Source organism: Mesorhizobium album (genome assembly GCF_033977205.1).
GTDB classification, from domain to species: Bacteria; Pseudomonadota; Alphaproteobacteria; order Rhizobiales; family Rhizobiaceae; genus Mesorhizobium; species Mesorhizobium album.
In genome coordinates this window covers 174065-192627 of record NZ_JAVIIW010000006.1, presented here as the reverse complement: position 1 = coordinate 192627, position 18563 = coordinate 174065, and the positions used below count along the sequence as shown (strand labels likewise).

The 18563-nt window shown below is 64.5% G+C and carries 18 protein-coding genes, 1 tRNA gene and 1 pseudogene; 5 read left to right on the top strand and 15 right to left on the bottom strand.

All coding sequences use genetic code 11. The features are described from left to right. Position 1: 1 nt before the first annotated feature. Genes RFN28_RS07735 through obgE form a run of 3 tightly spaced genes read right to left on the bottom strand, consistent with a single transcriptional unit; the run spans position 2 to position 3501 of the window. Entirely contained in the window at positions 2-1288 is a 1287-nt protein-coding gene (locus RFN28_RS07735) for a glutamate-5-semialdehyde dehydrogenase (protein ID WP_320286772.1), read from the bottom strand. An 18-nt stretch (positions 1289-1306) separates the two neighbouring features. Beyond that, entirely contained in the window at positions 1307-2467 is a 1161-nt protein-coding gene (proB, locus tag RFN28_RS07730; protein WP_320286771.1) for a glutamate 5-kinase, read from the bottom strand. After that, positions 2464-3501, bottom strand: a complete 1038-nt coding sequence (obgE, locus tag RFN28_RS07725; RefSeq protein WP_320286770.1) for a GTPase ObgE — start codon at positions 3499-3501, stop codon at positions 2464-2466. Before obgE ends, proB begins: the two co-directional genes overlap by 4 nt. Before the next feature lie 254 nt (positions 3502-3755). Here obgE and RFN28_RS07720 point away from each other — a divergent pair, with 254 nt between their 5' ends. Further along, positions 3756-4619 carry an endonuclease/exonuclease/phosphatase family protein gene (locus tag RFN28_RS07720; protein ID WP_320286769.1) on the top strand — a complete coding sequence of 288 codons (864 nt, stop codon included), beginning with the start codon at positions 3756-3758 and terminating at the stop codon, positions 4617-4619. Between the two features lie 172 nt (positions 4620-4791). Here RFN28_RS07720 and RFN28_RS07715 read toward each other — a convergent pair whose 3' ends face one another. From RFN28_RS07715 to RFN28_RS07705, 3 genes are all read right to left on the bottom strand, one after another. Further along, the gene (locus tag RFN28_RS07715; protein ID WP_320286768.1) at positions 4792-5379 is read right to left on the bottom strand and encodes a GNAT family N-acetyltransferase; all 588 of its coding nucleotides are present in this window, start codon (positions 5377-5379) and stop codon (positions 4792-4794) included. Between the two features lie 124 nt (positions 5380-5503). Then, a complete protein-coding gene (rpmA, locus tag RFN28_RS07710; protein ID WP_059189273.1) occupies positions 5504-5773 on the bottom strand; it encodes a 50S ribosomal protein L27 in 270 nt (89 codons plus the stop codon). 108 nt (positions 5774-5881) lie between these two features. Then, on the bottom strand, positions 5882-6562 hold the full coding sequence (locus RFN28_RS07705; protein WP_320286767.1) for a 50S ribosomal protein L21: 681 nt from the start codon (positions 6560-6562) through the stop codon (positions 5882-5884). A gap of 420 nt (positions 6563-6982) precedes the next feature. Here RFN28_RS07705 and RFN28_RS07700 point away from each other — a divergent pair. The 3 genes and pseudogenes from RFN28_RS07700 to RFN28_RS07690 all read left to right on the top strand — a co-directional run. Further along, a tRNA-Ser gene (locus RFN28_RS07700) sits at positions 6983-7072 on the top strand. An 89-nt stretch (positions 7073-7161) separates the two neighbouring features. Continuing rightward, positions 7162-7506: a hypothetical protein gene (locus tag RFN28_RS07695; protein ID WP_320286766.1), complete on the top strand. Its 345-nt coding sequence runs from the start codon at positions 7162-7164 to the stop codon at positions 7504-7506. Continuing rightward, positions 7443-7598: pseudogene (locus RFN28_RS07690) on the top strand (LysR family transcriptional regulator); the annotation flags it as partial. The gene RFN28_RS07695 and the pseudogene RFN28_RS07690, both read left to right, overlap by 64 nt. Before the next feature lie 262 nt (positions 7599-7860). On the opposite strand, the gene atzF reads toward RFN28_RS07690, so the two are convergent. Genes atzF through RFN28_RS07650 form a run of 8 tightly spaced genes read right to left on the bottom strand, consistent with a single transcriptional unit; the run spans position 7861 to position 16155 of the window. Then, a complete protein-coding gene (gene atzF / locus RFN28_RS07685; RefSeq protein WP_320286765.1) occupies positions 7861-9663 on the bottom strand; it encodes an allophanate hydrolase in 1803 nt (600 codons plus the stop codon). After that, positions 9660-10010: a cupin domain-containing protein gene (locus tag RFN28_RS07680; RefSeq protein WP_320286764.1), complete on the bottom strand. Its 351-nt coding sequence runs from the start codon at positions 10008-10010 to the stop codon at positions 9660-9662. The genes atzF and RFN28_RS07680 overlap by 4 nt, the downstream gene beginning before the upstream one ends. Next, a complete protein-coding gene (locus RFN28_RS07675; RefSeq protein ID WP_320286763.1) occupies positions 10003-10671 on the bottom strand; it encodes a cysteine hydrolase family protein in 669 nt (222 codons plus the stop codon). Before RFN28_RS07675 ends, RFN28_RS07680 begins: the two co-directional genes overlap by 8 nt. Then, positions 10671-12203 (bottom strand): ABC transporter ATP-binding protein, encoded by a 1533-nt coding sequence (locus RFN28_RS07670; RefSeq protein WP_320286762.1) that lies wholly within the window; start codon positions 12201-12203, stop codon positions 10671-10673. Before RFN28_RS07670 ends, RFN28_RS07675 begins: the two co-directional genes overlap by 1 nt. A gap of 10 nt (positions 12204-12213) precedes the next feature. Next, positions 12214-12915 carry a biuret amidohydrolase gene (gene biuH, locus RFN28_RS07665; RefSeq protein ID WP_320286761.1) on the bottom strand — a complete coding sequence of 234 codons (702 nt, stop codon included), beginning with the start codon at positions 12913-12915 and terminating at the stop codon, positions 12214-12216. Positions 12916-12955: 40 nt separating this feature from the next. Next, entirely contained in the window at positions 12956-13882 is a 927-nt protein-coding gene (locus tag RFN28_RS07660) for an ABC transporter permease (protein WP_320286760.1), read from the bottom strand. Next, the gene (locus RFN28_RS07655) at positions 13882-15006 is read right to left on the bottom strand and encodes an ABC transporter permease (protein WP_430677466.1); all 1125 of its coding nucleotides are present in this window, start codon (positions 15004-15006) and stop codon (positions 13882-13884) included. The genes RFN28_RS07660 and RFN28_RS07655 overlap by 1 nt, the downstream gene beginning before the upstream one ends. Before the next feature lie 21 nt (positions 15007-15027). Continuing rightward, positions 15028-16155, bottom strand: a complete 1128-nt coding sequence (locus RFN28_RS07650; RefSeq protein ID WP_320286759.1) for a BMP family ABC transporter substrate-binding protein — start codon at positions 16153-16155, stop codon at positions 15028-15030. Between the two features lie 336 nt (positions 16156-16491). Here RFN28_RS07650 and RFN28_RS07645 point away from each other — a divergent pair, with 336 nt between their 5' ends. Beyond that, positions 16492-17136 carry a GntR family transcriptional regulator gene (locus RFN28_RS07645; protein ID WP_320286802.1) on the top strand — a complete coding sequence of 215 codons (645 nt, stop codon included), beginning with the start codon at positions 16492-16494 and terminating at the stop codon, positions 17134-17136. Between the two features lie 524 nt (positions 17137-17660). Here RFN28_RS07645 and RFN28_RS07640 read toward each other — a convergent pair. Continuing rightward, positions 17661-18551, bottom strand: coding sequence for an FHA domain-containing protein (locus RFN28_RS07640; RefSeq protein WP_320286758.1), 891 nt, complete (start codon positions 18549-18551; stop codon positions 17661-17663). Between the last annotated feature and the right edge of the window lie 12 nt (positions 18552-18563).

The following is an 18563-nucleotide window of genomic DNA, read 5'->3' as shown; positions in this document are numbered from 1 at the left end:
GTCAAGGCCTCACCTGTCCCGACCCGCGCACGCGGTATTTGAACGAGGTCAGCTGCTCGACACCGACCGGTCCTCGCGCATGCATCTTGCCGGTGGCGATGCCGATCTCGGCGCCCATGCCGAACTCGCCGCCGTCGGCGAATTGCGTCGAGGCGTTGTGCAGCAGGATCGCCGAGTCGATCTCGTTGAAGAATCTTTCGACCGCTTGCGGATCCTCGGCGATGATCGCCTCGGTGTGATGCGAGGAGAAGGTCTCGATATGCTCGATCGCGCCGGCGACGCCGTCGACCAGCTTCACCGCGATGATGGCGTCGAGATATTCCGTCACCCAGTCGGCATCGGTCGCCGGGCTGGCATCGGAAAAAGCCTGCATCACTTCCGTATCGGCGTGAATCTCGCAACCCGCCGCACGCAGCGCTTGGAGGATCGGCACCAGATGCGTGGACGCCACCGCGCGGTCGACGAGCAGCGTCTCGGCCGCGCCGCAGACGCCGGTGCGCCGCATCTTGGCGTTGACCGCGATCTTCACCGCCATGTCGAGCTTTGCCGAGCGGTCGACATAGAGATGGCAGATGCCTTCGAGATGGGCAAAGACCGGTACGCGGGCCTCGTTCTGCACGCGTCCGACCAGGCTTTTGCCGCCGCGCGGGATGATGACATCGAGATTGCCGCTCAAACCTTTGAGCATCTCGCCGACGGCGGCGCGGTCGGTGGTCGGCACCAACTGGATGGCGTCCTCCGGCAGGCCGGCAGCCTTCACCCCCTCGACCATGCAGGCATGGATCGCCGAAGAGGAATTGATCGAATCCGAGCCGCCGCGCAGGATGACCGGATTTCCCGCCTTCAGGCAGAGCGCGCCGGCATCCGCGGTGACGTTCGGGCGGCTTTCATAGATGACGCCGACGACGCCGAGCGGCGTGCGCACGCGCTCGATATGGAGGCCGTTCGGCCGGTCCCATGCGGCGATCACGTCGCCGACCGGATCCTTGAGCGCCGCGATCTCGCGGATGCCGTCCGCCATGGCCTTGATGCGCGAGGGGTTAAGCTTCAGCCGATCCATGAAGGACGCGGACAATCCGGCTTCCGCGCCGTTCGACATATCGATGGCGTTGGCCTGGAGGATCGCCTGCTCGTTGCGCAGGATGGCGTCGGCCATGGCGAGCAACGCATCGTTCTTGGCCTTGGTCGTGGCGACGGCCAACGGTCGGGCGGCGGCGCGGGCGCGGCGGCCGATATCGGCCATCATCGCCACCGTGTCTTCGCCGGATTTTTCATGCAGCTTCAGCATGGTTCATCCTCCGCCGGGTCATTCGTCGCCGGTCAATACTTGGTCGCCCGCCAATACTTGATCACTGGATTGGCTTATCACAAGGTCGTCGCGATGGATCATCGCCGAGCGCGCCTCATAGCCGAGCACGTTTTCGATCTCGGTCGTCTTCAAACCCGCGATCCTTACGGCATCGGCGGCATCATAGGCAACCAGCCCGCGCGCGATCTCACGACCCTCGGGCGACAGGATTGCTACCGTATCGCCGCGCGAGAAATTGCCGCTGACCAGCTTGACGCCGGCCGGCAGCAGCGACTTGCCCGACTTCAGCGCGCCGACGGCGCCGGAATCGACGGTGAGCCGGCCGGCCGGCTCGAGCTGTCCGGCGATCCAGGTTTTGTAGCCCTTCACCGGATTGGGGCTCGGCCGGAAGAAGGTGGCGCGCTCGCCGCGCTCGATCGCCATCAGCGGCGACAGCCGCGTGCCGGCGGTGATGATCATCGCCGTGCCGGCGGCGTTGGCGATCTTGCCGGCATCGAGCTTTGTCCGCATGCCGCCGCGCGAGAGCTCCGACGCGGCCGCTCCCGCCATCGCCTCGATGTCAGGGGTGATGCGGTCGACCACCGGGATGAATTTCGCCTGGGGGTCCTTGGCCGGCGGTGCCGTGTAGAGCCCGTCGATGTCGGAGAGCAGCACCAGGAGATCGGCGCCCATCATGGTCGCCACGCGCGCCGCCAGCCGGTCGTTGTCGCCATAGCGGATTTCCGATGTCGCCACCGTGTCGTTCTCGTTGATGACCGGCACCGCCTTCATCTTGAGCAAGGTCGAGATCGTGGCGCGTGCGTTCAGGTAGCGCCGGCGCTCCTCTGTATCGCCGAGGGTCAGAAGGATCTGGCCTGATTTCAGCCCGTTCTTGCCGAGCGCGTCCGACCATGCGCCGGCAAGCGCGATCTGGCCGACGGCGGCAGCGGCCTGGCTTTCCTCGAGCTTCAGCGCGCGCTTGCCGAGCTCGAGGATGGTGCGGCCGAGCGCAATGGCGCCCGAGGAGACGACCAGCACCTCCGCGCCGGCATCGGCGAGCACCGCGATGTCGTCGGCTAAAGAGGTCAGCCAGTCGCGCTTCAAGCCGCTCGCGCGGTCGACCAGCAGCGCCGAGCCGATCTTCACGGTGATGCGCCGGTATGATTTCAGCGATTTCATAGATTTTGCTGCCAGCGCGTGTCGACAGGAGCGGGGACGGCGTCGCGCGCCTCGGCGACCACTGCCATCAGCGCGCGCAGCACGGCCTCGACGCCTTCGCCGGTGGCAGCCGACAGAAGCATCGGCGCGCGACCGGCGGCGCGCTTCAGCGAGGCCGCCTTCTTCTTGCGGGCGTCCGCATCGAGGATGTCGATCTGGGAGAGCGCGACGATCTCGACCTTGTCGGTCAGCCCATGGCCGTACGCCTCGAGCTCGGCGCGCACGGTCTTGTAGGCCTTGCCAGGGTTCTCCTCCAGCGCCGAGACGAGGTGGAGCAGCACGCGGGTGCGCTCGACATGGCCGAGGAAACGGTCGCCGATGCCGACGCCCTCATGCGCGCCCTCGATCAGGCCGGGGATGTCGGCCAGCACGAATTCGCGGCCGTCGATACGGGCGACGCCGAGGCCGGGATAGAGCGTGGTGAAGGGATACTCGGCGATCTTGGGCTTGGCGGCGGTGACGGCGGCAAGAAACGTCGACTTGCCGGCATTGGGCAGGCCGACGAGGCCGGCATCCGCGATCAGCTTCAGCCGCAGCCAGATGCTCATCTCCTCGCCGGGCTGGCCCGGATTGGCGCGGCGCGGCGCCTGGTTGGTCGAGGTCTTGAAATGCTGGTTGCCGAAGCCGCCATTGCCGCCCTTGGCGAGCAGGAAACGCTGGCCGACCTCGGTGAGGTCGCAGATCAGCGTCTCATTGTCCTCCGCAAACACCTGGGTGCCGGCCGGCACCTTCAGCGTCACGTCGGCGCCCTTGGCGCCGGTCATGTTACGGCCCATGCCGTGCATGCCCGTCTTGGCCTTGAAATGCTGCTGGTAGCGGTAGTCGATCAGCGTGTTCAACCCGTCGACCGCTTCAACCCAGACATCGCCGCCGCGGCCGCCGTCGCCGCCGTCCGGCCCGCCGAACTCGATGAATTTCTCGCGGCGGAACGACATCGACCCGGCGCCGCCGTCGCCGGAACGTATGTAAACCCTGGCCTGGTCGAGGAATTTCATCGGATTTTCAAGTTTCTGCTATTGAGCTTGCGGATTGCTCTAAACCAAGGCGGGGCCAAGGGCGAGGCCCGTTTTGCGACTAAAACGCCGGGTGCCCTTAAAGCGCGTCGCGATCTTTCAGATTCGCTCCGTGCGCTTTAGTTTTTTGATTTTACGCATGTCATTGTCCCGAAACCGGTTCCCACTTTCGGGAGACATGCTTTAGGCCAAGGACGCGGTAGCACTGTTTGCGGGCGAGACTGAGAGGCGCGGGAATGAAGATCGTCACCTACAACATCCAGTACGGCATCGGCCTCGACGGTCGCTACGGTGTCGACCGCATCGCCGACGCGGTGCGCGGCGCCGACGTGATCGCGTTGCAGGAAGTCACGCGCAACAATCCGCGCAATGGCGACCGCGACATGGTAGCCGAGATCGGCGAGGCGCTGCCGGACTACTTCGCCGCCTATGGCAGCAATTTCGAGGTCAATGTCGGCTCGCGCCTCGACGCTGGCCGCGCCGTGACCCGAACCTTCCAGCTCGGCAACATGGTGCTGTCGAAGACGCCCATTCATCTGTCGCGCAATCTCCTTTTGCCGCGCAGCCGCAGCCTCGAGGCGATGAACTTCCAGCGCGGCGCGCTCGAGGCGCTGATCGAGACGCCGCTCGGCTTCGTCCGCTTCTACTCCACCCACCTCGACCACCGCAGCCCGGTCGAACGCCAGAGCCAGATCTGCTTCCTGCGCCAGCGCCTTTTGAACTACGCGCTGGAAGGCGGCGGGCTTTCCGGCATTCCCGAGATCGGCCTGCCGGACCTGCCCTATCCGGAAGCGTTCATCGTCATGGGCGACTTCAACATGCTGCCTGGTTCGCCCGAATATGTCGAACTCGCCGGCCGCACGGACCACGAATTCGGCATGCCGCTGACCGCCGATCTCGCCGTCGACGCTGCCCAGCGCCTTGGCGCTTCCGGCCTCGTCACCTGGGTCGATCCGAAGCGGCCCGACGATGCCGGCCGCCACAAATGCATCGACTACGTCTTCACCAGCGCCTCGCTCGCCAGATCGCTGAAGCGCCTGTGGGTCGACAGCGAAGCGGCCGGCTCCGATCACCTGCCGGTCTGGGTCGAGCTCGGCTGAGCCGGTTTTCGACCTTCAACACTCGGCACCTGGGCGTGTTGCAATTCAGGTCAGGCCGAGTCGAAAATGACGGTTTCCGAGAACCGGAGCGGAGCGTACTTGAAGTACGTGAGCACCGGAAGCGCAGGAAACCGGCATTTGCAGACCGGCTTCACCTGAAATTTCAACACGCCTAAAAATGCACCCAGTTGCGCAGACTCGTCCAGGTCTTGCGGTCCAGGCGGTAGCGCTCGACCGGCACCTGGCCGGCGACGATCGAGTTCAGCATGCCCTGGCCGGCATACTGGAAGCCGCACTTGTGGATGACCCGGCGCGAAGCCGGATTGATCACCCTGGTCGAGGCATGCAGCACCTGGATCGAGGTCTTCTGGAAGGCGAGGTCGACCAGCGCATGCGCGGCCTCCGTCGCATAGCCGCGCTTCCAGTAGGGCTCGCCGATCCAGTAGCCGAGCTCCAGGCCGCGATCGGTGGTGTTGAGCCCTGCGCAGCCGACGAAGGTGCCGGTTCCGGCAAGCGTCAGCGCATAGACGATGCCGGCGCGGCGGGAGGCTGCCATGGCGAGGAAGGCTCTGGCTTCGGCCTCGCCGTAGGGATGCGGCATGCGGGCCAGCATCTCGGCGACGTGACGGTTGTCGGCGAGCGCCACCAGTTGCTCGAGATCGCCCTCGCGCGGGGCGCGCATGACCAGGCGCTCGGTGGCGAGCGCCGGGCAATCGATCGCGTAACTTTCGTCTTCGGTGTCTTCCGCTTCGGCAACCATTTAGTCCTCCAGGGCAAAGAAAAATGAAAAAGGAGAGATGGAAGCCCATCTCTCCTGATCCTTTTCCTGGCCTGGCCAGACACCGGTTCCCGAGATGGGCGCCGGTGTTATGGTGCGGAACCGGCTACTCCGCTGCTTTGGTAATCGGGTTTACCGACACGTAGGTTCGGCCGTTGGCTTTCTTGTTGAAGGCGACTGCGCCTGCTTCGAGCGCAAAAAGGGTGTGATCCGTGCCCATGCCAACGTTGGTGCCCGGATGCCATTGCGTGCCGCGTTGACGGATGATGATGTTGCCGGCAACCACGGCTTCGCCGCCGAACTTCTTCACGCCGAGCCGCTTGGAGTGCGAGTCGCGACCGTTGCGCGACGAACCGCCAGCTTTCTTGTGTGCCATCTAACTAACTCCGATGCGCCGTGAGGCGCTTGAATGGTCTTATGAACGCGTTCGCGTTCCGTTTCAAGTGCGTACCGGCGACGATTATCGCCGGCCTGTCTTATCGTCTCACTTCTTCGCCAGTTCCTTGGCCTGCTCGCGCCAGTCCTTGATCTGGTCGGCGCCGAACGGCATGTGCTCGTCGATCTTGGCGACATCCTTGTCGGTGAGCTTGGCGAGCTGCGCGAAGGTGACGATGCCCTGCTCGGCGAGATCCTTCGCCGCGACCGGGCCGATGCCCTTGATGACGGTGAGGTCATCCGGCTCGCCCTTCGGCGCCTTGAACAGCGGCGCAACCTTGGCCTCTTCGCTCGAAGCCTCTGCCTTGGCTTCCTTCTTGGCCTTGGCCTCCTTCGGAGCGGCCTCTGCCTTCGCCTCGGCGGCGGCTTCAGCCTTGGCTTCGGCCTTCGCGGCGGCCTTCTTCGACGGCTTGGCGCCACCCAAGAGGATCTCGGAGATCCTGACGGTGGTCAGAAGCTGGCGGTGGCCGATCCGGCGGCGCGAATTCTGGCGGCGGCGCTTCTTGAAAGCGATGACGGTGCGGTTCTTGCCCTGCTCGACGACTTCCGCCGTGACCATGGCGCCATCGACGAACGGCGCGCCGAAGGTGACATTCCCGCCCTCGCCATGCGCGAGCACCTGGCCAATCTCGACGATATCGCCGATCTTGGCTTCGACTTTCTCGATCTTGAGCAGATCGTTGGCGGCGACGCGGTACTGCTTGCCGCCCGTTTTAATGACTGCGAACATTTTTTGCCTTTCGCTGTTCGGTCGGCCTTGATGAGCCGCCTCAAGCGGTTCGGCCGTCTTTTTGTCAGTCTGCGGGTTCAAAAAACAAGCGGCGCGGAGAAGCCCCCACGCCGGATGCGGGCTGTCCCTAACCGAAGGTTGCGCGGAAGTCAAGGCAATGGGCCCGGCTTTAAGGAGGCTGCAATGCCCCTGGGGCAGCGCCCGATACTGCGGCGGGACTGCAGCTTGTGCCGACCGCCCTGATTTGACCGGCGACACGAAGCGCGGTGCAAACGGCAAAGTCATGCCGAGCCCGCTGCCGGCAAGCTCAAACCATCGCGCTCCACAGAAGCCGGAAAATCGGTGGAATAAGGCCTTGTAACTGCGGCAGTCAGCCGTTATCTAGTGCGCCGCGCCGGCAACGGCCGACCATGACCTCGCGGAGAGGTGGCAGAGTGGTCGAATGCACCGCACTCGAAATGCGGCATACTCGCAAGGGTATCGGGGGTTCGAATCCCTCCCTCTCCGCCAATTTCCAGGGAACTCTCACCCAATTTTGGCAAACGCCTGATCCGCCTCAGGAAATGATTTCCCGCGGCTCCGCGCAAGGGAGTTTCGAGGTGGACGTGTCGCGCAGTGTATCGCCAGACGTATCGCGGGATGAGCTCTCCAGCGCGATCATGGAGAGGCAGCATTTGCCTGTTTCAGGAAATGGCAAGGGCCGCTCGCCAGGCCGCTACCTGGTCCGGTCAGGATCCGTTTATCTTTTCCAGATCAGGATGCCCGAAGACGTCGGCGGTTCGCCTGCCCGCATCCTTCGGATCGGGCTCGGTGCGCTGACGGCGAGACAGGCGCGGGTGCGGGCCGAACTTTTGGCTGCGCTTGCCCGTGAGAGCTTCGAGCAGGTGAGTTCGGTCATGATTCCCGGCTGGCTCCGATCTCGATCGATGCGCCCGAGACGCTGATGGACGAAGCCTTGATCTGCCTGCGCGAGCGCAGCGGCGGCAAGCTGGTGCGCGCGTTTCTCGACATGGCCCGCTCATTGTCGAACGACTAGGTCCCGCTGCATAGTGGGCAATCGGCAATCCATTTGGATCGTAAGCTAGGCGTGAGGGAACGCAAACCGTTCATCCGAATTGGGTCAACCCGAACACCTGCGACCTATGTGAAAGTCCGATCTCGGGCGCGAAGCAGTTCTGCAGCATTGGGGCCGGAGGTAATGGCAGCTTTCCACCCTCGAAGCGAAGATATCAGACGTTCAACCTGCCTCGGGGTTCCTGAGCTGTCCTTGCTTTTCGCAAACACCGTTGACGAAGTGCTCAAGCGGGAACGCGATCCGACAGAAAGCGGCGCCAGCCACCGAATGACGAGATATCAGAGGCGCCTAGCAAGCCCACGGATTCCACCAGGAAGCCCTTGGCGGTGCTTCCGTCATCAAGCTCTATACTACCGATGCCCAGCGGCGGCGGGATGGCGGCGACGAAGTGGCCAAAAGCGTCGGCAGGTAGCCGCCAAACCTCTACCTCGATCGCAGTGCCGCCGTTCCCCACGCGGACAAGTCCCGGCTTGGGCGTGGCCTGGCCCGCGAGCTCAAAGAGCTTATATGATGAGGCCGTCCTCGTCGCCCGGCAGAACCGGGCACCGGCCTCCTTGAGCTGGCCATTGAGCGGCATTCCCGAGAGGTGAGCGCCGACCACGACAAGTTCGATCGAACCGTCCGCCGCCGCTGCGGAGACAGGCTGCGCGATGGGTTGACGCCATCCCGTCGCGCCGAGGGTGAGACCGCTCGCGGCATGGAGATCGCGCGCGACTGACGCCACAAGTCCGTCCAGTCCGGCGGCCGCAAGCAGCGTCACGCCCATCGGCAGGCCGTCATCGCGCGTACCGGTAGGCACGGCAATGCCGCACATGTCGAGAAGATTGACGAAATTGGTGTAGGTGCCGAGGCGGCTGTTGGTGGCGATCGGATCTGCGAGCACGGCATCGACCGTGTAGTGGGTCGGCGCGGTCGGCACGCAGAACAGATCGACGGAAGCGATGACCGGGGCGAGCCGCGCTTTGTAGGCCTGCAAGGCATAGAGCCCGCGGAAGGCGTCGGCCGCAGACAGGTTTCTGGCGCTGCCGATGATCTTGCGCGTCACCGGATGGAGTGCCGCTTCGTTGGCCTCGAAGAAATCGAGGATGGCTGCGTAGCGTTCCGCCACCCAGGCGCCTTCGTAGAGGAGGTCGGCTGTGGCGTAGAAGTCGCTGAACGGTATCTCGACAAGCCTGGCGCCCAGGGTCTCCAGTGCGGCCAGGGCTGTCTCGAAGCCAACCTGCATCGAGGCATCGCCGAAGAATTTCCGGTCCGCGCTTGCTGGAACGCCGACGGTCAGAGTTGGCGGGCGGGGCCCTAGCGGAGAAGTGGACACCGACCTCGAATACGGATCGGATGGATCGAAGCCGGTGGCGGCGCCAAACACCGCATAGGCGTCATCGACGCTCAGCGCGAATACCGAGACGCAGTCGAGCGTCCGGCAGGCCGGCACCACGCCTGTAGTTGACAGCGCGCCGACGGTCGGCTTCAGCCCGACGATGTTGTTGAGACCGGCCGGAATGCGCCCGGAGCCGGCGGTGTCGGTGCCTAGCGCAAAGGAGACGATGCCGCGCGCCGTCGCCACCGCCGAGCCGGAGGAGGAGCCGCCCGGCACCAGCTTCGGATCGATCGCATTCCTCGGGATCGGCCAGGGTGTGCGCACCCCGACAAGGCCGGTGGCGAACTGGTCGAGATTGGTCTTGCCGAGGACGAGTGCGCCCGCGGCCCTGAGCTTTGCCACGACGGTCGCATCTTTGGTGGGCACGTAAGCATATTCGGCGCAGGCGGCCGTGGTCGGCATGCCGGCGACGTCGATGTTGTCCTTGACCGCGAAGGGTATGCCCCAGAGCGGCTTGGCGACCGGATCGAAAAGGCCCAGCGCTTCGGCCTGCGCCAGCAATTCAGCTCTCGTCGCAAGGTGGATGAAGATGCCCGGGTCGTCAGCCGCCTCGATGCGAGCCAGTGCCGTATCGATCACCTTGGCTATGCCGGTGCCGGCCTCGTAGGCCGCGTGCAGGCTGCCGATGTCGAAGCGGATGTCGCTCATTTCGTCTCCCCCAGAATGACCACTGGCAGATCCCACTGGATCAGCACGACGCAGCCGCCTTTCGTCCATACCGAGTGCTCTGTGCCGACCGGATTGAGGATCACGCTGCCCGCCGGATAGTTCCCGTTCTCATCGCTCTGGGTGCCGTCCAGCACCACGATGGTCTCCAGCCCGGCATGGCGGTGGCGCGGCACCCCGGCGCCCGGCTGGTATTGCAGCACCGCGACGGACGGTTCGACCGGCCCGCCCTTGAGCAGCCAATGCGCCGTGACGCCGTCGCGGAAAGGTTCGAACGCCAGATCGCGCCAGCCACCGTCGACAAGGCCGGCAAAGGCAAGATTAGGCATTCGCTATTCCTTCAAGCACCTGATCCGTCGTCGCCGTCCAACCGACGATCGCGCCTTGCGCCCTGATCATAGCGAGCGCGGCCGCCTTGAATTCGGGAAAGTAGCTTTCCGTCGCATCCTCGGCGACTAGGCATTCATAACCGCGGTCGTTGGCTTCGCGCATCGTCGTCTGCACGCAAACCTCTGTCGTCACGCCGGCGAAGACCAGCTGACGGGCGCCGATCCGTTTCAGGTCATCGCCGAGGCCGGTTGCGTAGAAGGCGCCTTTGCCGGGCTTCTCGATGACGGTCTCGCCAGGCAAAGGCGCGAGCTCGTCAAGGATCGCGGTGCCGGGCTCGCCGGCGATCAGCACGCGGCCCATCGGGCCGACATCGCCGATGCGGATCGAGGGATTGCCGCGGTCGCGCTTGGCGGGTGGCAGGTCCGACAGGTCGGGCCGGTGGCACTCCATGGTATGGATCACCGGCAGGCCGGCGGTGCGAAAGCCCTCGATCAGCCTCTTCACCGTCGGCACGATTGCCGTGATCCGGCTGACGTCGTTGCCGAGGCTGGCACCGAAACCGCCCGGCTCAGTGAAGTCGCGCTGCATGTCGATGACGATAAGAGCCGTCGTCTCGGGCTTGAAGGCAAAGGCGAAGGGCTGCGCTTCGATTTCCGCCATCAATGGTGCCCCGCCATATGCTCGCCAATTGTCTGCACGCTGGCCTGGGCGATCGGCGTCTCGTAGACGAGCGCGCCGTCGGACATGACGAGGATGCGGTCGGAGAGCTCCAGCAGCTCGTCGAGGTCTTCGGACATCAGGAGCACCGCGGCCCCCGCGTTGCGCGCCTTCATGATGCGGGCGCGGATTTCGGCGACGGCGGAGAAGTCGAGGCCGAAGCACGGGTTGGAGACGACCAGCAGGTCGACCTCGCCAGTCAGCTCGCGGGCAAGCACCGCGCGCTGCACATTGCCGCCCGACAGCGAAGCAATTGGCGACGAGAGCGATGCAGTCTTGACCTTGAACTGCTCGACGAGCCGGGCGCTGAAGGATTTGATAGCGCCGGCGCTGATCCAGCTCACCGGCCTGCCATTGCCGTCCACGTCGAAGGTGCGGAAGGCGATGTTCTCGGCCACCGTCATCCTCGCTGCGCACGCATTCTTCAGCGGCTCCTCGGGAATGAGGCGCACATTGAGCGCGCGCGCCTCGGCGCGCGTCGCCGCATAGGCGGCACCGCGAACCACGACTTCGCCCTGATCACGGGGGCGCTGGCCGGCCAACACTTCCATGAACTCCTTCTGGCCGTTGCCCGAGATGCCGGCGATGCCGACGATCTCGCCGGAGCGCACGCAGAGGTCGGCGATGTTGATCGATTTGAGACCCGTGCGGTCGGGCGCCTTCAGCGCGCTCACCTTGAGCACGATCTCGGCGTCCGGCTTCGGCTCGGCGCGGCTGTCGAGCGCCGCGATCGGCTGGTCGCCGATCATCATTGCCGCCATCTCTCTATGTGAAAGATCGGACACTCTCCCGGTTCCGGTGAGCTTACCCTTGCGCAGTACCGTGATGTCGTCGGCGAATGCCGTGACCTCGTGGAACTTATGCGAGATCATCAGCACGGTGAGCTCGCCGGCCTTCGTCATGCTGCGCACCAGGCCGAGCACTTCCTGCGCCTCGCCCGGGGTGAGCACGGATGTCGGCTCGTCCAGCACCAGGAAATTGCGGCCGAGATAAAGCTGCTTGATGATCTCCAGCTTTTGCTTCTCGCCGGCGGCGAGCTCGGCCACCTTGACGTCGAGCGGCAGCTTGAAGGGCATGCGCTGCATGAATTGGGCAAGCGCGCCGCGCTCCTTGCGCCACTCGATGACGCCCGGCACCTTCTCGCGCGAGATGACCAGGTTCTCGGCGCCCGTCAGCGAAGGGACGAGCGTGAAATGCTGATAGACCATGCCGAGGCCGAGCGCCGAGGCATCCCTGGGGCTGGCGATCGCGACCTCTTGCCCATCGACCAGCATGTCGCCCGACGTCGGCTGGTAGAAACCCATCATGCATTTGACCAGCGTCGACTTGCCGGCGCCGTTCTCGCCGAGCAGCGCATGAAAGGAGCCTGCAGGCACCTTGATGGAGACGTCGTGGAGCGCCGTGAAGGCGCCGAAGCGCATGGTCATGCCGATGGTCTCGAGGCCGATCGCCTTGCCGTGGGGAGTTCCGCTCATCGCCGGCTCCTCACGGCAGCTGGGCGACGAGCGCCGTGGAATTCGAGACGGCACCGAAGACACCGCCCTGCATCTTGATCATCTTGATCGCCGCCAGATGGTTGCCGTAGTCGGTCGCTCCGCAGCAATCCTCCAGCATCAAGCATTCGAAGCCTCGGTCGTTGGCCTCGCGCATGGTGGTGTGCACGCAGACATCGGTGGTGATGCCGGTGAGCACGATGTTCTCGATGCCGCGCCGGTTGAGGATCAGCTCGAGATCAGTGGCGCAGAACGAGCCCTTGCCGGGCTTGTCGATGATCGGCTCGCCCTCGGCCGGATAAAGGTCGGGGATGATGTCCCAGCCCGGCTCGCCGCGCACCAGGATGCGCCCGCATGGCCCTGGGTCGCCGATCCCGGCATTGATGCGGCGCGAGCGCCAGCGCTTGTTGGCGGGCAGGTCGGCGAGGTCGGGCCGGTGGCCCTCGCGGGTGTGGATAATGGTGTAGCCCTTCGCCCGCATGGCAGCGAGCACTGCCTTGATCGGCTCGATCGGCGCTCTGACCAGCGACAGGTCGTAGCCCATATGGTCGACATAGCCGCCCGGCCCGCAGAAGTCGGTCTGCATGTCGATGATGATCAGTGCCGTGTTATCCGGCCTCAGATCGCCGTTATAGGGCCAGGGATAGGGATCGGCGTCGATGTAGCGCTGGGTGATCTCAGCTCTGGCGTTCATGGCAACAACTCCGGTCTCGCGAGCGGTTCCTGGGCGACGGTCACTTGGTGATCGAGAGTTCGCCGGGCGCGCCGGCGAGCGTGCGGCTCGGCGACGAGGTGGCGATCATGATGATGAGGGTGAGGATGTAGGGCGCGGCGTAGAAGAGATAGTAGCCTTGCGTGATGCCCACCGACTGCAGCGCCGGTCCAAGGGCGCCTGCGCCGCCGAACAGCAGCGCGGCGGCAAAACAGCCGAGCGGATTCCAGCGGGCGAAGATGACCAGCGCCACCGCCATCAATCCTTGGCCGGAGGAGATGCGCTCGGTCCAGCTGCCGGGATAGTAGAGCGACAGATAGGCGCCGCCGATGCCGGCCAGCGCGCCGCCGACGCCGGTCGCGAGCAGACGCACCGCGTTCGGGTTGAGGCCCATCGCGCGCGCGGCATCGGCGCTGTCGCCGACCACGCGTACGATCAGGCCGATACGGGTGTTGCGAAAAGCCCACCAGAGAAAGACGGCGAGCGCAGCGCCGATCAGGAACAGCACGTTGACGTTGAGCGCAGCCTGCACCTGCGGGATGTCGGACCAGGCGCCGAAGGGGATCGCCGGCAGGTCAGGCGCCGAGGGCTGGATGAACGGCTTGCCGAAGAAGAAAGCGAGGCCCGTGCCGAACAGCATCAGGGCGATGCCGATGGCGATGTCGTTGACCTTCGGGAATTTGCAGATCCAGCCATGGAAGAGACCGAAGCACAGCCCGGCGACTGCCGCGGCCAGCAGGCCGAGCCAGGGCGAGCCGGTCATCACCGCTACCGCATAGGCGGTCATGGCGCCGAACACCAGCGTGCCTTCGAGGCCAAGATTGATGCGGCCCGAGCGCTCGGTGATGGCTTCCCCGAGCGAGACGAAGATAAAGGGGGTGGAGACGCGGATGGCGCCGCCCAGCATGGCGAGCGGGACGCCCCACAGCCCGATGTCGGTCGTCTCCATCAGGTGCTCCTCTGCCAGAGATCGGGGTTGAAGAGCTTGAAGCGGCCGTAGAAGGTCTCGCTGAACAGGATGACGATGAAGAGCATGCCCTGCAGCACCAGCACGGTCGCATCGGGCAGGTCCATGCGGCGCTGGATCAGGCCGCCGGACGCGTCGATGCCGCCAAGCAGGAAGGCGACGGGGATAATGGCGATCGGATTGTGGCGCGCGAGGAAGGCGACCAGAATGCCGGTATAGCCGTAGCCGGCGGCAAGCGAGCCGTTGGCGTTGCCTTGCACGGCTGCGACCTCAAGCATGCCGGCAAGGCCGGCGAAGCCGCCTGCCAGCGCGGTGAAGCCGACAATCAAAGGACCGACGGCAAGGCCCTGCACCTGTGCCGCCCTGACATTGCCGCCGGCGATGCGGGCAGCGAAGCCCCAGCGAGTCTTCTCGATGAGCAGCCAGGAGAGCACGCAAGCGAGAACGCCGACGAGGAGGCCCCAATGAACTTCCATGCCCGGGATGTTGCCGACACGGTAGATGTCGGCCAGCGGCTGGGTCGACGGCTTGTTGAGCGAGGCCGGGTCGCGCAGCGGCCCTTCCACCAGATGGTTCATCAGGGCAATCGCGATGTAGGCCATCAGCAGGCTGGAGATGGTTTCGTTGACGGCCCGGTAATGGCGCAGCGCGCCGACGGCACCTATCCAGATGCCGCCGGCGGCCGCGCCCCCCACGCCCATGAGGAGGATTACGAGAAAGGACGGAGCGCCGTTCAGGGCGACGCCGATGGCGGCAGCGGCGACGCCGCCGAGCACGATCGCGCCCTCGCCGCCGATGACGACCAGGCCAAGGCGCGCGGGCAGCGCCACGCAGAGCGCCGCGAGCAGGAGCGGCGCGCCCCGCGACAGCGAGTTCTGGATCGAGAACCAGGACCCGAAGCCGCCCCGCCACATCGTCTGGTAGAGCTGGACCGGCGACTTGCCGACCAACGCAATGAACAGGCTGAACAGCACCATGCCGGCGACCAGCGCGGCGAGCGGAATGACGAAGGCTTCTGCCCGCCTGGCGATCCATTCGAGCGCCGCCCGATATCCCCTTGCATCGAGGATGGTCCGCACGGTCGGGCTGCTCATCGTATCCGTCATGTCCCGTCTCCCGCGGCCCGCTCAGGCCGTCGAGCCGACGACGCCCTCGACGAGATAGTCCATGCTTTCGAGCTCTATGGCGGTCTCGACAAAGGCTTGGCCTTCGGTGGCAACGACGGCGCCCTTGTTGCTCTTCAATGGGCCCTTGATGACGGAGAAGCCGCCTTTCATCATTTCCGCCAGCGTGGCGTCGAACTGCTTGCGCGCCGCTTCGCCGACGGCGGGGCCGAGCGGGCTCATCTTGACGAAGCCGTCGGCCAGTCCACCGCGCGTGAAGTTCGGCAGAGGCTTGCCGGCGACGAGGTCGTCGACGAACATCTTGTAGACCTTGGCCCAGTTCCATTCCGCGCCGGTCAGGTATTTCTCCGGCGCCAGCGGGCTCTGATTGGCGTGATAGCCGCAGACGAAGGCGCCACGACCGGCTGCCGTCTCGACCACCACCTTCGGGCTGTCGACATGGCAAGTGATGACGTCGGCGCCCTGGTCGACCAGCGCGTTGGTGGCCTCGGCCTCCTTGACCGCCAGCGACCATTCGCCGGTGAAGATGACCTGGCAGGTGATTGCCGGATCGACCGAACGCGCGCCGAGCAGGAAGGAATTGATGTTGAGCAAGACCTGCGGGATCGGCTTGGCGGCGACGAAGCCGAGCTTCTTCGACTTGGTGGTGTGACCGGCGACGACGCCGTTGAGGTACTGGCCCATGCCGATATAGCCGAAATAGGAACCGGCGTTCATCGGATGCTTGTCCTTGTTCCACATGCCGCCGCAATGGCGGAACTGCACGTCGGGGAACTTCGCGCACATGGCGAGCATGTGCGGATCGAAATAACCGAAGGAGGTCGGAAAGATCAGCGAGGCGCCGTCGAGATTGATCATCGATTCCATCGTTTTCTGCACGTCGACCGTCTCGGGGACGTTCTCTTCCTCGACGATGGAAATGCCCTCGATGCCCTTCAGCGACGCGGCCCCTTCGGCATGCGCCTGGTTGTAGCCATAGTCGTCCTTCGGGCCGACATAGATGAAGCCGACGGTCGCGGACGCAGCGCGCGCCGCGCGGATCGGAAAGACCGCCGAGGCCAGGCCGAGCGCCGCTCCGGCGGCAGAGGTCTTGAGCAGATTGCGGCGGCTAAGCATGAATCTGTTGGTCATTCGAATGCTCCCCTTCTTGGACCCGGTTCGGGGTCGGTTGATGTCGCGTCAAGAAAGTGCATGCAATCGCTATGCCAGTTCCACGGCGATAATTTCTGTAATAAAATCAACAAGTGCCTTTAGCAGATCTGCATAAACGCAAGGCAAGTGCATGCAGTTTATGCCTGAAGAATGACCAATTTGACATGGAGGTCAAAATCTAGGCATACAGAGGTGCAGCCTGAGTCGAAATCAGCCCGCGAGCCGTCCAGGTCGCGGGCCTGACCGCAATAAAACTGGACGGGAGGAGACGTGTCGGGAAAGCGCTTGGTCAGGTCGGGCACGACCGTGGATCAGATGGTGAGGGCGATCGCGGACCGCATCGTCACCGGCTATCTGCGCCCCGGCGAGAGGCTTGACGAGGTCTCGCTCGCCGCCCGTTTCGACGTCTCGCGCACACCCGTCCGGGAGGCACTCGGCCATTTGAGCGCCATGGGGCTGGTCGAAAGACGGCCCAACCGGGGCGCCATCGTCGCGGTGATCACACAGGATCACCTCGCCTCGATGTTCGAGAGCATGGCCGAGCTGGAAGCGATCTGCGCGCGCTTCTCGGCGGAACGCATGACTGGCGGCGAGCGCCGCTCGCTGGAGATCGAGCATCAGGCCTCGGCGCGGCTCGTGCAGCTCGGCGCCGAGGAGGACTATGAGTATTTCAACACCGAGTTCCACAGCAGGCTCTATCGCGGCGCCCACAACACGCATATCCATGATTTGACCGTGGCGACCCGCAGCCGGCTGGCGCCGTTCCGGCGCGCACAGTTCATGCTGCCAGGCCGGCTGGCTAAGTCCTGGCAGGAGCATGATGTGATCGTCACCGCGATCATGCGCGGTGACGCGGCAGCTGCCGGCAAGGCCGCCCGAGATCATGTTTCAATCGTCAGCGAGGCGAGCGCCGTGTTTGCGGCGGATGATCGCAAGCCAGTTCGGCGGGACGTGGCCTGAAATTACGGGCAGTCCGGATACTCGCAGACGATGTCTGCTTCCAGGCCGTGCAAAGCTTGGACCCAACGGCCGAAATGCTGAACAAAGCGGCCATTGACACTGCTCCGAGCGTAAGCTGGCTTTGAGTAGCGGCGAAGGAAATGTCTTCCCGCAAACGCCGTTCTGGTTGGAGGATCCTATGGACTCTAGGCAGGATTTGAGGTGGCCCACCTCGGCGGAGACGCTCGTACGAAGTGCCCGGCGCATATCGGCAACAGCAGCATGGCTGCGTTGGATCGGAGGTATCGGAACAGGTCCAACCTCGTCCTATCGCTCGCCTTCAAATTCCGGGCTCTCAAACCGGATGTAGCGTGCTATGTATCGCCGATACGTATCGCTGACGGGGCAGCTGCGGGAAAGCCCGCGGAACGGTTGCCAGCAATTGGGTTAGAGTCCCTCCCTCTCCGCCATCCTTCTTCGCGCTGCGCGCTTCGCAGGACGAGTCCGGCAAAATAATTCCTCTCAGCGCGAAGCAGGATGCCGGGTCAGCCTGAGATGATTTCGTAGTGAAGGATCTGGGCGTCGCCGAGGGACGATCTTCGCCCAGGCGAGATGACTCCGGAGCCGAAGAGGAGAATATCTTCGCGGCGCACGAATACTTCATGGTCGGGTCCCGTCGACACAAATGTGCCCGACGAGCTTCGCTCGATAAGCCAGGCCTTGCCATTCGAAATGGTGAAGGTCGCGTGGTGCCTTGAGACCCAGGGCCTCTGGACGACGATATTGCATTCCGGAGATCGGCCGATCGTCACGAATTCGTTGCTTCGGCAGGATCGCAACTGATCTCCGTAGCGGATCACCAGGTTGATCTGCGGCGGCGGCGCGGAGCGCCTTTCGATAATGGTGCCCCGGTTGGCGATGTGCGTACTGAGGGGCCTATCGTCGCTCCCCAGGGTATAGACATCGAAGAGTTCCTGCTTCCCCTTGAAGGCCATTTTGTCGAGGAGCCGCAAGGCATTGCGGCTGCCCGCGGAAAGCGCTTCGAAGAAGCTCTGGCTGATCAGCACCTCCCCGGGGTTGGCCGTGGTGGACAGCCTTGCGGTGACATTGACAACGTCACCGAATACCGCGCCCCGCGCGCGAATGATCGCCCCGAAATGCAATCCGATCCGGGCGCTCAACGGCCCTCTCGTCAGTTGGCTGCTGATTTGGCAGACGGCCCTCAGCGCCGCCTCTGGCCTCTCGAACAGGCTGAGCACGTCATCGCCCTTCGAGTGAATGAAATCACCGCCGTGCCGGGCGACGATATCGCGTATCGCGTCGAGGCAATCCGAGACCTGCTGCAGAGCGGCATCGTCGCCGATGCGCTCATAGAGCGGCGTGCTGCCCACGACATCAGCCAAGAGGACTGCGGCTAGAAGTCTTTCCTGCTCCATCGTATCCGCCCA

Excerpts from the sequence above, each read along its gene's own strand:
- RFN28_RS07735 (WP_320286772.1), bottom strand. The coding sequence starts at position 1,288 with ATGCTGAAGCTGCATGAAAAATCCGGCGAAGACACGGTGGCGATGATG.
- proB (WP_320286771.1), bottom strand. The coding sequence starts at position 2,467 with ATGAAATCGCTGAAATCATACCGGCGCATCACCGTGAAGATCGGCTCG.
- obgE (WP_320286770.1), bottom strand. The coding sequence starts at position 3,501 with ATGAAATTCCTCGACCAGGCCAGGGTTTACATACGTTCCGGCGACGGC.
- RFN28_RS07720 (WP_320286769.1), top strand. The coding sequence starts at position 3,756 with ATGAAGATCGTCACCTACAACATCCAGTACGGCATCGGCCTCGACGGT.
- RFN28_RS07715 (WP_320286768.1), bottom strand. The coding sequence starts at position 5,379 with ATGGTTGCCGAAGCGGAAGACACCGAAGACGAAAGTTACGCGATCGAT.
- rpmA (WP_059189273.1), bottom strand. The coding sequence starts at position 5,773 with ATGGCACACAAGAAAGCTGGCGGTTCGTCGCGCAACGGTCGCGACTCG.
- RFN28_RS07705 (WP_320286767.1), bottom strand. The coding sequence starts at position 6,562 with ATGTTCGCAGTCATTAAAACGGGCGGCAAGCAGTACCGCGTCGCCGCC.
- atzF (WP_320286765.1), bottom strand. The coding sequence starts at position 9,663 with ATGAGCGACATCCGCTTCGACATCGGCAGCCTGCACGCGGCCTACGAG.
- RFN28_RS07680 (WP_320286764.1), bottom strand. The coding sequence starts at position 10,010 with ATGCCTAATCTTGCCTTTGCCGGCCTTGTCGACGGTGGCTGGCGCGAT.
- RFN28_RS07675 (WP_320286763.1), bottom strand. The coding sequence starts at position 10,671 with ATGGCGGAAATCGAAGCGCAGCCCTTCGCCTTTGCCTTCAAGCCCGAG.
- RFN28_RS07670 (WP_320286762.1), bottom strand. The coding sequence starts at position 12,203 with ATGAGCGGAACTCCCCACGGCAAGGCGATCGGCCTCGAGACCATCGGC.
- biuH (WP_320286761.1), bottom strand. The coding sequence starts at position 12,915 with ATGAACGCCAGAGCTGAGATCACCCAGCGCTACATCGACGCCGATCCC.
- RFN28_RS07660 (WP_320286760.1), bottom strand. The coding sequence starts at position 13,882 with ATGGAGACGACCGACATCGGGCTGTGGGGCGTCCCGCTCGCCATGCTG.
- RFN28_RS07655 (WP_430677466.1), bottom strand. The coding sequence starts at position 15,006 with ATGACGGATACGATGAGCAGCCCGACCGTGCGGACCATCCTCGATGCA.
- RFN28_RS07650 (WP_320286759.1), bottom strand. The coding sequence starts at position 16,155 with ATGACCAACAGATTCATGCTTAGCCGCCGCAATCTGCTCAAGACCTCT.
- RFN28_RS07645 (WP_320286802.1), top strand. The coding sequence starts at position 16,492 with ATGGTGAGGGCGATCGCGGACCGCATCGTCACCGGCTATCTGCGCCCC.
- RFN28_RS07640 (WP_320286758.1), bottom strand. The coding sequence starts at position 18,551 with ATGGAGCAGGAAAGACTTCTAGCCGCAGTCCTCTTGGCTGATGTCGTG.